The organism is Aporhodopirellula aestuarii (assembly GCF_023701485.1).
GTDB lineage: Bacteria > Planctomycetota > Planctomycetia > Pirellulales > Pirellulaceae > Rhodopirellula > Rhodopirellula aestuarii.
In genome coordinates, this window is sequence record NZ_JAMQBK010000062.1 from 164,218 (window position 1) to 180,764 (window position 16,547).

9 protein-coding genes are annotated in these 16,547 nt (G+C 54.8%); 6 read left to right on the forward strand and 3 right to left on the reverse strand.

Features of this window, described 5'->3' with window-relative positions; all coding sequences use genetic code 11:
- Nucleotides 1–15: 15 nt before the first annotated feature.
- From NB063_RS23365 to NB063_RS23390, 6 genes are all read left to right on the forward strand, one after another.
- Nucleotides 16–1,260: a DUF1559 domain-containing protein gene (locus tag NB063_RS23365; RefSeq protein WP_250931316.1), complete on the forward strand. Its 1,245-nt coding sequence runs from the start codon at nt 16–18 to the stop codon at nt 1,258–1,260.
- A 182-nt stretch (nt 1,261–1,442) separates the two neighbouring features.
- Entirely contained in the window at nt 1,443–1,619 is a 177-nt protein-coding gene (locus NB063_RS23370) for a hypothetical protein (protein WP_250931317.1), read from the forward strand.
- Nucleotides 1,620–2,127: 508 nt separating this feature from the next.
- Nucleotides 2,128–3,489, forward strand: a complete 1,362-nt coding sequence (locus NB063_RS23375) for an arylsulfatase (RefSeq protein WP_250931318.1) — start codon at nt 2,128–2,130, stop codon at nt 3,487–3,489.
- Between the two features lie 60 nt (nt 3,490–3,549).
- Nucleotides 3,550–6,354, forward strand: coding sequence for a hypothetical protein (locus NB063_RS23380; protein ID WP_250931319.1), 2,805 nt, complete (start codon nt 3,550–3,552; stop codon nt 6,352–6,354).
- A gap of 54 nt (nt 6,355–6,408) precedes the next feature.
- Nucleotides 6,409–7,632, forward strand: a complete 1,224-nt coding sequence (locus tag NB063_RS23385; protein WP_250931320.1) for a glycoside hydrolase family protein — start codon at nt 6,409–6,411, stop codon at nt 7,630–7,632.
- A gap of 98 nt (nt 7,633–7,730) precedes the next feature.
- A complete protein-coding gene (locus NB063_RS23390; RefSeq protein WP_250931321.1) occupies nt 7,731–9,638 on the forward strand; it encodes a 3-keto-disaccharide hydrolase in 1,908 nt (635 codons plus the stop codon).
- 19 nt (nt 9,639–9,657) lie between these two features.
- Here the strand turns inward: NB063_RS23390 and NB063_RS23395 are convergent, their stop codons facing one another.
- The 3 genes from NB063_RS23395 to NB063_RS23405 all read right to left on the reverse strand — a co-directional run bounded on the left by NB063_RS23395 (nt 9,658) and on the right by NB063_RS23405 (nt 15,501).
- On the reverse strand, nt 9,658–11,145 hold the full coding sequence (locus NB063_RS23395; RefSeq protein WP_250931322.1) for a DUF1501 domain-containing protein: 1,488 nt from the start codon (nt 11,143–11,145) through the stop codon (nt 9,658–9,660).
- Nucleotides 11,146–11,206: 61 nt separating this feature from the next.
- The gene (locus NB063_RS23400; protein ID WP_250931323.1) at nt 11,207–13,933 is read right to left on the reverse strand and encodes a PSD1 and planctomycete cytochrome C domain-containing protein; all 2,727 of its coding nucleotides are present in this window, start codon (nt 13,931–13,933) and stop codon (nt 11,207–11,209) included.
- A complete protein-coding gene (locus tag NB063_RS23405; protein ID WP_250931352.1) occupies nt 13,930–15,501 on the reverse strand; it encodes a sulfatase in 1,572 nt (523 codons plus the stop codon). The genes NB063_RS23400 and NB063_RS23405 overlap by 4 nt, the downstream gene beginning before the upstream one ends.
- Nucleotides 15,502–16,547 lie beyond the last annotated feature (1,046 nt).

The following is a 16,547-nucleotide window of genomic DNA, read 5'->3' on the forward strand; positions in this document are numbered from 1 at the left end:
GCGGAGCAGTTTCCAATGCACAGAACACGTAATCATCGATCGGGCTTCACGCTCGTCGAATTACTCGTCGTGATCGCAATCATCGGCGTGCTCGTCGGCCTCTTGTTGCCTGCTGTTCAGGCGGCACGCGAAGCGGCGCGTCGAATGAGTTGCAGCAATAACTTCAAGCAACTCGGGTTATCGATCCACAATTACCATTCCGCGTACAAGCAATTGCCAAGGCATGGCGGAGGCACTTCGGCGCTGAACGATAATCAGCACCACAATCGCAACTGCCAGTATTCGAACCGAGATTCTTTGAGCATCTTGGTCGGGCTGCTTCCTTTCTTCGAACAGCAAGCGATCTGGGAACGGATCAGTAATCCCTACGAGAACGATGGCGCGGCAGGTCTGACATATTTAATTCCAGGTCATCAATGGCAATCGGAGGTCGCCGATTATCCACCGATGGGTCCCGCCCCTCGTCATGTCGAATACGATCCATGGGTGACCAACATTCCGTCGCTGCGTTGTCCCAGTGACCCCGGCACCGGCTTGCCAGCCCTTGGTCGCACCAACTACGCCGCTTGTTTGGGTGACGGACTCTACGCCGTCAATCATGGCGTCTTTGATACCAGAAACAACGACGTTGGCAGCAGCGGCGGAAACTGGCAAGGATCGCGTGAGGATGCTCGGGCTGCATGTCGAGGTATTTTCGTGATGCATAAGACGACGAAGTTCCGAGATGTTCTTGATGGCCTGTCGAACACGATCGCGATGGGGGAGATTGCGACTGATCTCGGAGACAACGACAATCGCACCGTTGCCCAAAACGGAGGTACGCCATCGAATTCTCAGATCCGCCAAAATCCCAGCTATTGTCGCGACCAAGCGGGATGGATTGATGCAACTCGGCCTCAGTTTTGGTCGGGCTCGCCTGCGTCGGTCACCTCGGCTCGTGGTTATCGTTGGGCGGATGCGGGTGACGCACTGTTCTCAGCGATGCAGACCGTGTTGCCTCCCAATAGTGAAATCTGCAGCGCTGGACGGACGACCGGAAACTACCCGCCATCGAGTCGACACCAAGGCGGCGTCCATGTCCTGATGGCCGATGGTGCCGTGAAGTTTGTCACAGATTCGATTGAGGCCGGTAACTCGCGAGCCGGTAGCGTTTGGTTGAAAGGCACTGGGACGCAGGCTCCAGGTAGCCAGAGTCCATACGGTCTTTGGGGGGCTCTCGGAACTCGTGCAAATAAAGAGACGATTGACCAAGATTTCTAATCTGATCGCCAATAAGGTCCTGATCGTTCGTTGAGGAAATCCAGATGACGATCCGCAAGACCTCTTTTTTTATGTTGAATCGCGGCGCGGTGTGACAGCACCGTGCCGCACGCCGGACGCAAGTTCGTGTTGATCGCGAACCCCAAGATTAAAACACGACGTAACCTACCAAGGAGATTTGAATGAGATCGTTTTTTGTTGTCGTATTGCTTTTCGGGGGCTTTGCCTTGAACGGATGCGGTGAGTCGTCGCCATCGGTGCCCTCGCCGACCGAACGCGATGAGTTGCGGGAGCTGATGGCGAAGGAAGCCGCCGAACTGGAGGCGCGAGCTGCCGACGAAGATGCCAATCCGGAGTAGTTCTTGCTGCGGAAGCAACGGGAGCTCGTAAGTTGAGAGTCGCGGTTGCCTAGGAACGCGGGGTTGAGTTCGTGCGAGGGAACGGTGCGGCTTAATGCCTCAACGCGGTGCTTTGTTGGGACAGGATTCATTCCACGTGATGAGTCCGTTTCGGCGGGCTTGGTTCGCGGTCGGGGCAGACGCTAGTATTCGAACGAACGCTCTGCAACGCATTGAGTATCGCAGAACGTTGATGTCTGACGCGTTTGTCTGCTGGGCGTTTCCAGCGTGGTTGAAAGTGGCGAGACATTTCACACACGAATGCCTTCGACACGATATTCGCGGCGCAGATGGATCGTATCCGCGTTTCTGAAATATGGGGCGCGAAGTCGTTTAGGAAATGGATTCACATCACGTGGAGCCGCGGGCACCGATTGCGGAACGATGTATACTGGTCGCGGCACCTATAACCTGCCACGAAGCGCCCGTGTTCCTCCAAAAATTCCGTTGTCGGAAGCCAGATACCACCATGAAGAAGCTGATCCTTTGTTTACTCGCGTTGGCATCGCCAGCCTTTGGTTACGCAGACCAGACGCAGCCCCCCAACGTCATTTTTATCCTGGCCGATGATTTAGGTTATGGCGACTTGAGTTGTTACGGCCAGACCAAGTTTGAGACTCCCAATATCGATGCTCTGGCTGCGCGTGGCATGCGATTCATGCAGCACTATTCCGGCAGTACGGTGTGCGCACCTTCGCGTTGTTCGTTATTGACGGGCTTGCACACCGGGCACACGCCGGTGAAAGGGAACGCCGAGTACGAGCCCGAGGGCCAAATGCCGATGCCAGCGGATACGTTCACCGTCGGGCATTTCTTGCAATCCGCGGGCTATGAAACAGGCCTTTTCGGCAAATGGGGGCTTGGATATCCAGGGTCGGTAAGTGATCCGATGAAGATGGGGTTCGACCGTTTCTACGGGTACAACTGCCAACGGCTTGCACACTGTTACTACCCGGCCTTCCTGTGGAACGATGATGAGCGGGAGTTGTTGTGGGGCAATGTGGCGTCGCACACATACGATTACGCACCGGACTTCATCCACCGGCAAGCGTTGGATTTCATCCGTAGCAATAAGGAACAGCCGTTTTTTTGTTACTACGCCGCGATCCAACCACACGCTGACATGATCGCTCCCGAAGCGTACATGAAAAAGTTTCGAGGCAAACTGTTGCCGGAGACCAGTTATCCTGACGACTATTACATCGGCCAGGCCGAACCGCACGCGGCGTTCGCAGCCATGGTTACGGTGCTTGACGATTACGTCGGCGAGATTGTCGCCGAGTTGGATACCTTGGGGATCGCAGACAGCACGCTGGTGATCTTCAGTTCGGATAACGGACCTCACGAAGAAGGCGGGCACGATCCGAAATACTTCGATTCCAACGGAGTCATGAGGGGGATCAAGCGTGACCTTTACGAAGGAGGCGTGCGGGTGCCCATGATCGCAACATGGCCAGGGAAAATTAAAGCGGGATCGCAATCAGATCATGTTTCGGCGTTCTGGGACTTCCTGCCGACGATGGCAGATTTGACCGCAACACCTCTCGATCATGAGGTCGATGGTGTTTCGATGTTGCCGACGTTGCTGGGTAAGTCCGGTCAGAAGGAACACGAATATTTATATTGGGAGTTTCCTGCCCAAGGCGGACGTGAAGCGATTCGAAAAGGTGATTGGAAAGCGGTGCGATACAACACCAACAAAAAGCCAAACGCGCCCCCCGAACTCTTTGATCTTTCAACGGATGTCGAGGAAACGACCAACGTCGCGGCAACGCATCCCGAGATTGTTCAAGAGCTCAGCGAATTGATGAGTCAGGCGCGATCTGACTGACCCGGCCGTCCGCAAATTCGCGAGCGGCCATCCTCCCCACATTTGATCATCCTTGCACACATGACTCGATTTAACTTACGTGTTCTCACCGCGATCGGGATTTTGGCCGCTTTATCTGGCGTGGCCCAAGCCGCAGCCGGTATCTCCAGCTATGACACCGGCTATACAATCACGAAAGTGCGTGTCGCCGATCATGGTGATCAGAAAAGGATTATCGGTAGCAGCTATGAAGGAACCATCCTGGCGCTCGGCGAGGATGGCAAGTTGGTCTGGAAGAACGTCCTTTCGGGGATCATGAATCACGATCTCTGGTGTGAAGACATTTCGGGCGACGATCAGGATGAAATTCTGGCGGCCAACGCAGACGGGCACGTTTATTGTCTGTCAACGTCCGGCAAATTGCTGTGGAAGTTCAAAGCCAACGACGCGCCAATGTATTCGGTCTGTGTCGTGCACGATGCGGGTACGCCCTACGTGGTCTGCGGCGGATTTGACAACAACGTCTACTACCTGTCATCGACCGGCGAACAAGTCAAAGTTCTTCCGTCGAAGACGTACTCGATCGCGAAACCCTGGGGTAACGATCCGCATAAACCGCGGCCTCCCAAAGGGCTTCATGTGGCGAACTTTCTTCGCAAGATCGTTCAACGTGATGGAAATGAAACACTCGTTGTCCATGGCACGATGAATGGGATGCAGGACAAAGGTGCCGTTTACCTGTTCGAACCGATGTCCGACAAACCGCTGAGTGTGACGCCGGTTAAGGCGAAAGGCGTGGTCGGCGAACTTTTCGTCTCACCCGACAACGGCGAGATCTTGCTTGGGACATCCGCGCACGGCAAGGATTCATCCGTGTGCCTATTGGATCCCAGTAATGGGAAGCAAACCTCGTTCGAATTGAGTTCGCTCAAGCGAAATGTCGATGGGTTCGGTTATCGCGTCGTGCAACCGGCGTTTTTGCCCGGTGACGGTGCGTTTCGATATTTCGTGCTCTACGGTAGACAGATCGTGCTTATCCCAGCGAGCTTGAACGCGGCGGATTGTGAAGTCTACTCGTGTCGCTACTCGTTCAATGACATGTGGATGGATACGGAGAAATCGAACGTTGTGCTCGCGAGTGCCCAGAGCGGTGGAAGTTGTATTCATGTTCTAGATTTAAAGAACGACGCGTGGAAGCAGGAGTTCGTCGAACTGGAGCCTCCCGGAAAAATTGCGGCGATCCTGAAGGCCTCGGATCTCGTTCGTCAGCGAACACGGGCGTTCGAGCGTCCAAGTTGGGAACGCGACCCGTTGCCGGTCTATTTGATGTCCGAAAGTATCAGCGAATCGCTCGAGCCATTGGTGGAAAAAATTGAGCAGCAGTCCGACAGCCCGGTTTTTCTGGACCACAAGCATTTTGGAGTTGCGGAGAACTGGGATCGCTCGAACCTCGGCAACGAAAAGTATCAAACCAAACGGGATCAACGGCGAAAGTACACGTTGACGCAGCAGCAGGCCGTGGACTCATTGGTCGATGTCTATCGTGGTGAGTCAGGAGCAGCATTTTGGGCTGGCCACGGAAACGATCCCTACATGTACACGCTCGAAACGCTGAAGAAAGTAATCGACGCGGTCGACGGCAAAAAAACGGTTTTGATTTATCCTGAATTGGAAGATCACAGCGAAGATTTTGCGTTTGTATTGAATGACCATTTTTATCCGTTGGCAGAATACGCTCAGGGTAAGAACACGAATATCTATGTCCGAACCAAGCACTGTTTTTGGCAAGGAAACGTCTACATGCCGATGTGGGAGCGTTTGCTCTCCGGCGAGTTTGCCGATGTGTTCGTCCCCGCGATGGAAGAGACCACGGACAAGGCGATGGAGTTGAGCATCGCGGGACGGTCAGGAATTTGGGCGAGTGGTGCGACGAATGCTTGGGGCAGTCGTTGTGCACGTGACAACACGAGTTTTGATCGGTCGCGTCAGCACTCACACCAGATGCTGCCAAACCATTTCCTGAGAATGATGATTTATCACATCTCCCATGGTGCGCAGTACATCGACAATTTTGCGGTCGATCAGGACTACATGAGTCTGCTTTGGGAGCTAATCGCCACAGGCGCGTTGTATGTTCCCAAACGTGATGAGATCGTCAGCTACTCGCCCGTTCATTTGAGCATACAAGAGCCGGACCACGAGTACATGCTCGAAAGCAGTAATGTGAAATGGTGCACGTTCTTCGATGCTGAAAAAGAGGCCGAGCGTCCGATGGTGTTTAGCCGCCTCAACGGTAGCTGGCCCGGTGCTCCGGTGACGAAATGGGACTTCTCTCGATACGCGGCCGGAGTGAAGGATCGGCGGTTGAATTTCTTGCCGCCTTACGAAAATGGACTCGTGCTCATCACACCGCCCCAGGACGGCCGATATGCCGATACCGACGCACCACGCGGTGCACTCGTCGATCAGCTGCATCCGATCTATAGGAACGCTCTGAGCGAATATTACACCGATGGTCGCAGCTATTATGCGGCGAGCGGTTCGAAATCGTTTCCCGCGGACCAGTATTACCAAACCATTGAAGCAGACATCAAACAAGCATCTAAGAAGTTGCCGCTAACCGTGACTGGTCAGGTTGCTTGGGTGGCCGCTCAATCGTCGCCGACTCATTTGCGTCTCACACTGATCGACAGTGGCTATCTGAATCCCCAAAACCGTAAAGCGGTCGTTCATTTTCACACCGCTCAACCCGTAGCGATGACCGACGTTTTGTTCGGTACGCGTTTTGATGTCAGTGACCCGACGGCGGTCGAGGTCTCCGTGCCGCTGGGCATGTTCCGATTCATCGATATCGAATTGAAGCAACCACTCACAACCAATCGCTGACATCGCGTGCTGAAATTTTCCAGCGTCCATCGAATCCTCTTGACGAGTTCCCCAATGAAACGAGTTTTTTTCATCGCATTGATTTTGTTTGGCTGTCTGATGGATTCGCAAGCAAGCGAGTTTTACGACTCGTCGGTTGAAAACCGATCGGTCGTCAAAAATCTTGTGTCTGACTACGGCGTTTCGACCGATGGCAGCGAGGATGTTTCCAGCGTTGTACAGAGAGCGGTCGACGAGTTGAACGCCGCTGGTGGGGGCGTTTTAACGATCCCCGCGGGGACCTATCGGTTTGCGAATATCGAAGTCAAATCGAATGTGCATGTCGGCATCGACAAAGATGCGGTCTTGATCCCGTTCGTTGGAGATCGCGTGAAAAATACGACTCTCTTCGAAATCGGAAAAGGCGACGAGCGAGTGGAGAATGTGAGTGTCCGAGGAATCGGCGGACGCTTTACAGCGAAGTTCTTCAGGTACGCAAAAGGTTTGCAGGTTGTCGCCGTCGGCAACGTTAGGAATTTTTACATCGCGAATTTCCATTGCCTCGACGAACAGACATCGATGTCCTGCGTGAACTTCAACGCGACCGGACTTGAAGCAGGTGGCACCGGAATGCCCGAGCAAGGCACGGTCGAAAACCTGAGTGTCGAAAATGCGCACTATGGTTATGGGGCGATTCAAGCTCAGGCGGCCAAAAACGTCTTGTTTCAAAACCTGTCGGGAATCGGTGGTGCTACGTTGCGGTTTGAAACCGGATTAACCAAGATGAATGACGCGCAGTACGGCGGCCTGCACAATCTCGTTGCGAAGAACATTTCCTGCACCGAGGGGAACGCCGCCGTCATGATTTCTCCTCATTCGATGACCAATGGCGTCGTTCAGATAGAGGGGGTGAAATCGGTTGGTTGCGGGTTCGCAGTCCGCATCGAGGGAGGCTTCGTTTGGAAAAAATATTCGACATCGGGCCTCAAGCCTGGCACCTTTGCCGACGGATCGTTTGTCAAAAACGTTGACGCCACGTTTGGGGAAAATGCCCAGCTCAAACAAAAGCATTTGCCTTACATGCCGCGTGAATTGATGGACGATGCTGAAATACCTGAGGGAATCGGCTTTGCGACTCCATTCATCGGACCGTCGATTGCGGCGGTGCTCAACGATGCGAATTACGAGGTCGTCGTTGAGAACGTGTCGGCACACGGATTCCAATTCGCAGACGATGTGGTGACTGAGCCGATCGAAGGCGATGCGGATAAGAAGCCAGCCAAGTCCAAGAAAAATTAAACGCCGAATGCTGGCAAGACTTCCTCGCCGAGCGGGCTCCAGAGTAAGTTCGGTATACTCATGCTGGTGTTTCTCCCCAAGCTACAAGGCAATCTGACGTGAACCTTTCATCCCGATTCTCAGCTTCCATTGTCGCGGCGGCGATGCTGGCGGCGACCCTTTCCGCGAATTCCTCGCCGGCGGAGGATGCGTCTGCATCCAGCACCCACGTTGATGGTGAATGGATTGAGTTGTTTAACGGAAAAGACCTGACCGGTTGGACTCCCAAAATCCGCAGTCATGAACTCGGTGATAACTATGCCGACACCTTCCGCGTCCGCGACGGTTTGTTGGTCGTCTCGTACGATGACTACAAACCGGAAGATTCTACGAGTCTCGACAGCGGAAAACCTCACAGCTTTGACAAGTTCGGGCATCTGTTTTACAAGGACGCGTTCTCACATTATCGGTTGCGGATCGAATATCGATTCGTTGGCGAGCAGATTGATGGCGGGCCTGGATGGGCGTTCAGGAACAATGGATTGATGCTGCACGGTCAAGATCCGAAGCTGATGACAAGCGATCAAAAGTTTCCGGTATCGATCGAAGTTCAATTGCTCGGTGGCAACGGCAAAGATGAACGGACGAACTTAAACTTGTGCACCCCCGGTACGAACGTCGTCTTGAATGGCGAACTGTTCAAACCGCATTGCACGAGCAGCAATTCCAAAACCTACCACGGCGATCGTTGGGTCACGGCCGAAATCGAAGTTCGCGGCAATGAAGTCGTACGACATATCCTGGAAGGCGAAACGGTCCTTGAATACACGCACCCGCAGTACGACCCCAAAGATCCCGAAGCGGCTCCGTTGATTGTCGACGGAAATTTGATGATCGATCGCGGCACGATCTCGATCCAGTCGGAAAGTCATCCGACCGAGTTTCGTAAAATCGAGTTGCTAAACCTCGAATCCAAAGTGCCAGCAGCGAAGGATGTCGACGCGGACGTGTCTCAATCGAAATCGGTCATTGATTCATACGTTGGGAATTGGGCGTTGCAATTGCCAAATGGTGCTGCCGGATGGCTGTCGCTTAACCAATCACAAGGTGCCCTCGTGGGACAGCTTTGGACGGTTGGTGCACCCAAGCCGCTGACAGACGTCGCGGTCGTCGATGGTAAGCTTCAGTTCTATCACCGACGCGCCGTTGGAGAGCCCGACTATCCCGGCGGGCCGCCTGTTGGTGAGAAACTGCCGCGCCGCCACGTGGCGGCGGTTGACGGAGACGCGATGGCGATCGTGATGGATCAACCCGATGGAACGGGTGGCGTCAAACAAGTTTCGTATTCAGGGACTCGGATTGCCGAATTGCCGCCAAAGCCGGACTTGAGCTTGGTGACATTTGGCGAACCGATCGAACTGTTTAACGGCACCGATTTGAGCGGTTGGCGATTGACCAATGCGGCACAGGAAAATCGATGGAAAGTCGTTGATTCGGTGCTCGTCAACGAAACGCCGAAAACGGACTTCAATCCCTATGCTCGCTACGGCAATCTGCGGACCGATCGCGAGTTTAATGACTTCAACTTGCAGATCGATTTCAATGTTCCGCCGGGAGGTAACAGCGGCATCTATCTCTGCGGCCGGTACGAGGTACAAGTTGTTGATCGGGACAGCCGCATGCAGGGAATCATCGGAATTGGTTCACTGTTCAATCGGATTGAACCAGCCGTCAACGCGGGAAAGGTCGGCGGCGAGTGGCAGCATTACGACATCACACTCGTCGATCGGCACGTCACGGTGGTTTTGAACGGTGTCAAAGTGATTGACAACGAACCTCTGGCGGGATGCACCAATGGGGCACTCGACGCCGACGAATCCAAGCCGGGACCGCTTTATCTGCAAGGCGATCACACGTCCGTTCAATATCGTAACATTGTGATTCGTCCGGTCGTCAAGAATCAGAACCACGAAATCCGTGCTCGCACATCGAGTAGGTCGCAAGCAAACGCTGTCCGCCCGATGTAACACGGCAACCGAAGCGTTGCTAAGCGAGGATGTCTTTGACGACGTGCCCGTGCACGTTGGTAAGTCGGCGTTCGAGTCCGTTGTGGTAGTACGTCAGGCGTTCGTGGTCGAGTCCCATCAGGTGTAAGAGTGTGGCGTTAAAGTCGTAGACGGAGGTTTCGTTGACGGCGGCTTTGAATCCGAATTCGTCGCTTTCTCCGTAGCTGTATCCTTTCTTCACGCCCGCCCCGGCGAGGAAGCACGTGAACGCATCGGGGTTGTGGTCGCGACCGGTTCCGTTGGCTTGCAGAAACGGCATCCGTCCAAATTCGGTGCACCAAACGACGAGTGTGTGTTCGAGCATACCGCGTTGTTTCAGGTCAGCGATCAACGCGGCGGTGGGCTGGTCCATGATTTCAGCCTGCATCGCATGCGTTTCCTTAATGTCGCTATGCGAGTCCCAGTTCGTGATACCGTTGCCGCCCGCCGGATCACTGCCGTTGAACAGTTGCACGACGCGGACGCCTTTCTCGAGCAGTCGACGGGCGAGGATGCAATTGTTGGCGTATGCCTTCTTCAACTCGGTGCCCGAACCGGTGCCGTAGGCTTGGTGGATATGTGCCGGTTCGTTTGCGATATCCATCACTTCGGGGACCGATGTTTGCATCCGCCCGGCCAGTTCGTAGCTGGCGATCCGCGCGGCGAGATCCGCATCACCGGGAAACTGCTTCAAGTGTTTCGCGTTGAGCCGTTGTAGCAACGAGACGCTCGCCTGATCAGCGGCGGGAGTGTAGGCATTGGGACGCCCCAAGTTCGCGGGCGGATTGGATGCGGTGAAGTCCGTGCCTTGGAATGCGGCAGGTAAGAAGCCACTGCCGAAGTTGTTCTTGCCGCTACGCGCGAGACCACGAGGGTCGTTGATGGCAACAAACGCGGGAAGTTCATCGGTTTCGCAGCCCAACGCGTAAGTTACCCACGCACCAAACGAGGGAAAGCCTTCCATCGTGAAACCGGTGTTCATGAAGTTTTCGCCTTGAGGGTGCGCGCTCGTTTGCGTGGTCAGCGAATGCATGAAGCAAAAGTCATCGACCATGCCGGCGAGGTTAGGCAATAGATCGGAAACCATCTTGCCGGACTCTCCACGCGGTTTGAAGTCCCAAAACGGCTTGGCGATATTGCCGGTAGGTCCTTCAAAAGTGACCTGCGGAATACCCGGTGGTTTTTGGCCGTCGAGTTTGTAGAGGTCCGGTTTGTAGTCGAAAGTGTCAACGTGACTGACGGCACCCGGGCAATAGATAACCAAGACCTGTTTGGCCGGCATGTCGAAGTGCGGCGGTCGAGGAGCGTACGGGTTTTTGTCGTCGATCTTCGGGCGGATCGGACCGCTCTCCAAACCGGATGCGAGCAGATTGTCTTTCGCCAGTAATTGGGATAACGCGATCGCCCCCATCGCCATCCCCGATTGACCGAAGAAAGATCGGCGATCAAGAAGTGAGCGGCCAACAGGTGATAGTTTTTCAGGGTTCATCTGGATATCCGGGACGTCAATGTAGTCGAAGGGCGAGAGATGAAACGATGGAAATGGAAGGCTAAGGCAGGAACGCGAATTCGTTGGTGTTGATGAGCGTGCGGCAGAGCAACTCGATGCTTTGCGTTTGAGCAAACTCTACCGATGCGGTTAGTTCCGTTTGTGAGGGTCGGCGACAAAGCAACAATTCGAAACACCGGTTGATTTGATCTTCGATCGAAGGACCTGACTCTGATTCCGCTCGATCTGCCAAGAGTTGAGCCTGGGTGACGACGAAATCGCTGTTCATCAAATTGAGTGCCTGCAGCGGCGTTGTCGACACCGGACGTTTCGCTCGGATTTGCCCACAATCGGGAAAGTCGAACGCGGTAAATATCCGATCGTCGACGCGGCGCATGCGTTCTTGATATAGCATTCTTCGCCAAGTCTCGTCGCTGTGATTATCAATCACTTCCCACTGGGCGTATCGCTTCTTGACGTTGTGAATCCGGTAGCTGGGGCCGCCGATGGTGGAGTCGAGACGACCGCTCGCTTGAAGAACGCTGTCGCGAATCACTTCGGCTTCGACACGCCGCGGTGGGAACCGCCACAGTAGTTGTGCCGAGCCGTCTTTCGCGAGGCCGTCTTGGTCCGGGGTGCTGGATTGTCGGAACGCTCTCGAAAGTACGATTTGACGGATGATTGATTTCATCGACCAACCTGAGTCGATGAACTGCGAGGTTAGCCAGTCGAGTAATTCGGGGTGTGTCGGTGGGGCACCTGCTCTGCCAAAATCGCTGGGTGTCGGGACGATTCCCGAACCAAAGATGTGGTGCCACATTCGGTTGGTCATCACGCGTGCGGTGAGCGGATTGTCCGATGCGACAAGCCATTCGGCGAACGCCTTTCGACGCTGAGGCCCCGGTGCGTTCGGTTCGACGTCCAGGTTACCGTTGAGCCGTTTCGGTGCGGCCGCAAAGACTTGGTCGCGAGGGCTTTCGGGGCTTCCCCGGGCGAGCACATACGTTTCCACCGGCGGCACGAATTGTCCCAAGAACGCAGGTTGTGGGCCTTCGATCAGTAACGCAGCAATCGTTTCTTGGATCTGTGACTGTAGGGCCTGGCGTTCTTCGTTTTCAGACGATCGTTTCTTCATTGCGGAAGTCGATGCGAACGGTTTCCAATCGCCATCGGCGTCGCGTATTTCAAGCTTGAAATCACCGTACTTGGATTGGTTCATGCCTTCCAAGTAATCGGTTTCAAGGAAATCTTCGCGGTTAGAACTGAGCCGGATCATGCCGATATCGAATGGGGCCGCGAACGCAAACTCGAGCCAAGGCGTTTCTTTGTTGCCTTTCTTGCTGACACCACGCCATCCTTTGGTTCCAAAGACACCGTCGTTTAGGTTTTTCGGCGGTTGATTGGGAACATGTGTGGTGGGATTGTCGGTGATGACGGTTCCCATGTCCTCCGCCAGAACGTTGCGTTGCTCGCCCGTGGATTCGAAGATTTCGAGTTCGTCGAGCATCACCCAGCGGCCGTCGAAGTGGATTCTCAGTTCGTCGATTGTCTTCGTTGGGAAATGGACTTCCTCATAGCCGGTCCAGTCTTCGACCCATGCCCAGCCCTTGGAGCGCATCTGTTCGCGTAGTGTTTTGAGTTCGTCGCGCAATTGGGCGGCGCGTAATGTTCGGGGATGATCCGCGCCGAGTTCGGGGAACCGGCTCCCGAATTCGACGTCTTGGAACGCTGCCGTCATCGAGTAGTAATCATTGATCGAAATCGGATCGAACTTGTGATTGTGACACCGGGCACAACCGATCGTGACGCCCATCATTGAGGCGCCGACCGTTTGCAGAACCTCATCCATTCGATCCGCGCGAGCTTGGCGAATCGCCGTTGGTTCTTGACCGACGGTTGCCGCCGGTACGTGTGGCCCTGCAACGAGAAAGCCCGTCGCATCACCGTGACCCGTGATGTCACCAGCGATTTGCTCGCGGATGAATTCATCGTACGGTTTGTCTTCATTGAATGAGCGAACGACGTAGTCTCGGTACATCCACGCGTTCTTACGATACAGATTGCTTTCGCTGCCGTTGGTTTCGGCCCATCGAATCACGTCGAGCCAGTGCTGAGCCCAGCGTTCGCCAAAATGTGGCGACGCGAGCAATTCGTCGACGAGTTGTTCGTAGGCCGAGTCCGCGTCTTCGTTGAATGCGGCGATAAAGTCAAACGTACGTTCGGGAGTTGGTGCGAGGCCCGTCAAGATGATCGAAACACGACGGATGAGCGAACGCGGATCCGCGGGGCGTGAAAAGGAGAGTCCCGCCTCGCTGAGTTTGGCGTGTACGAAGCCATCAATCGTGTGGTGATCAAATTCCGTTTGTCGAGGCAGGAATGCCCAGTGATCGATCTCTTCTTCGGCGACGTCGTCCATCTGCCCCGGCCAGATCGCACCTTCTTTGATCCAGCGTGTGATCAGCTCGATATCCTCGTCGGCGATCTTGTCTTCGTCAGGAGGCATCGCCATGTCTTCGTCGACATGACTGATCGCATCGACCAAGTAGCTTTTTTCGGGATGTCCGGGGACGATGGCAGCCAGACCGGAATCGCCGCCACGCAGCATGAAACCGCGTCGGTCGAGCCTTAAGCCGGATTCTTGCTCGTCTTCTCCGTGACAAAATAAACAGTTGTCGTCGAGGATCGGAAAAATGTCGTTTTCAAAATCAATTTCGGTGGCGGAGACAGTGGCCGTCATTCCGCACGCTAGAAACGCGAACAGGCAGAGGTTTTGTAGGTAGCACTTCATAGGGCGGCCTCCCAACCGGCATTCAATTGTTTTGTTAACGAGTCGACGAGGTCTGGATTGTCGGCGGCAATGTTGACCGACTCTTGCGGATCGGATTGATGATCGAAAAGTTCAACAAACACCGGCACTGCATCAGGTTGACGGTGATCTTTCCAAACGACGAATCGATATCGGTCCGTTCGCATCGCGTAGCCCATCAAGTGTTGTTCAAACAGTTCACGGTTCCAGTGTTCGGATTGCTGTTCTTTGACACGCTGTTCGACTTCGGTGATCAACGGTCCAAACCAGGTTTCACGCATGGCAGGCGAGAGCGGATTGGCTGCCCATTCCCGCATCGCCGGATTGGGATATTGGCTGAACACAGCCGACTTCCACTTTTGGTGCGGGGTATTGAGGAGCGGAACAAAACTGTGCCCTTCAACGTGATCGGGGACGGAGACTCCGGCGAGTTCGCAAAGCGACGGATAGATGTCAACAAGCTCGACCAATGCGTCCGTTTTCGCTCCGCGAGTCTTCATGTCGGGAGTCCAAATCATCAGCGGCACGCGAGTCGCAATCTCGTAGTTGGTCGCCTTGCCCCACACGCCCATGTCTCCGAGATGCCAACCGTGGTCTCCCCAAACGACGATGATGGTGTTTTCGCGTAGACCTTCCTCTTCCAGAGCCGCAATCATCTTTCCGACTTGCGCGTCGACGTAACTGACACAAGCGAGGTAAGCGTGTTTGAGTGTTCGGGAGAGTTCTGAACCGAGTGGTCCTGATTTGGGAATGCCCGCTCGCGTCCGCAATTCGAACGAAGCGTGTAATCCCATCGCGGCGCCATCTTGCGGCGCCGCGTCGTTCGTCGCCATCGGGATCTGTGATGGGTCGTACATGTCCCAGTATTTCTTCGGTGCCACCCAATTCAAATGGGGACGCTTGAATCCCAGTGCCAAAAAGAAGGGCTGGTCCGGTTTTCGTGCCATCTCTTTTAACGTTGCGATCGCACGGAGCGTTTCGTAACCGTCACCATAGGCGTGGTCCGGGACGTCCGCACATTCGTATGCCGGACCGCTGGCGAGTCCTCGTTTCGCCGCCTCGCCGTATTTCGCGATCATCTCCCGGCGATCTTCCGCCTGGATCCGTTGATTCTCCGGCAATGCAAACCCGTGAGTCGGTTTCTTGATTCCCGCCAATCGGCCGACCGGTTCGCGGCTCCAGGAGTTCTCTTCATCGTTGTCGCCTTGATGGAAGATCTTTCCCATGTAGACCGTTTCGTAACCGTTAGCGATTAGGTGCTGTGGCAGCGTCACGATGTCCGGTTGCAGTTCTCGCAACGAGACGTAGTTATGGAACAGCCCCGTGGTTTCGGGGCGGGCACCAGTCATCAAGCTCGCCCGGGATGGTCGGCAGATCGCTTGTTGGCAGTAGGCACGATTGAACAAGAGTCCGTCCGCGGCGAGTGCGTCGAGATGTGGCGTCACTGCGATGGGGGAACCGTAACAACCCAGCTCCGGACGCAAGTCATCCACCGCGATGAACAGGATGTTTGGCCTATCCGCGGCGTCCGCGTGGCAACCCAATATCATCGTGAACAGGATCGTTAGGAATGGTTTAGCGCGAAGCAAATGGTGACTCCATCGAACGTCTGAGGATGACTGACAGCGATAACCGCTGAGGTGGATAATGGGACTGCTGTTGCCCGCTGGCTCCGCGTTGGGAAGCTAACGGCGGAGAAATGGCTGCTATTGTATGACAAATTAGCGGGTGTGTTGAGGGGATTCTTCCAATTTCTTCTTTTTTGTCGCAGGAGGTGTGCTTCTGTTTAGTGGTGAAGCAGTCTTTCCGCTTTCGTCGGGGGCATGTCAGCGGCAGTGACCTTGTTCAGTCAGGCGACTGCTTGAGCAGGTGTGCAGGAATCATCTGGNNGTCCGGCCTACGCCGAACCGATCACGATCCGCGGAATTGTCGTTATACCGAATCACTTCTATGTACCTGCTTAGCTCTTCAACGGGCTGCATCGATAACTTTCTCGCCCCCACCTGTTTGACCGCTTGCCCAGCAATCGCTTCGCGTCTGGCGGATGCTTAAGGGACGCAAAATAGCATCCCTGTCCACTTTTAATGCGGCCCGAACTGCCGCGTGGGGGGCGATGCACGCCGGCTCAAGTAGATTGGACCAATGGTTCGTCCCATTTGCGGTAGCGAATAACTGTTTGGAGTTCGATTTAGGTCGCTTCGCTCTCTCCGAGGTGGAGAATCGCGGACGCTGTTCACTTTCCGATCTTCCGAAAGGCTCGGCACGTGCGGCGGTGAAGGGGGGGCGTTTTACGGTGAGGTACCCGTTCGACGAGCGAGGAGTCACCCAAAGATGGGCGACACGATCCATCGTCTGAGTTCAAGACAGAGCGATCCGTCTATTTTTTTGCCGCGAAATTGCGGCGCAATGTCGCGGCGTGTTTCTCCTCAAACGCGAAACGCTACGCTTGGTTGAGCGTTGGAAGGCAGTCGCGATAACGATCCCAAGTAACCGAGCGTTTGAGTTGGCACGCCGTCGCATTCATCACCGACTTGCCAGATGCACGCCAGCGGAAATGGTTCGTCAAGGATGAGGGATCTTAATTGGCAGTTAACGT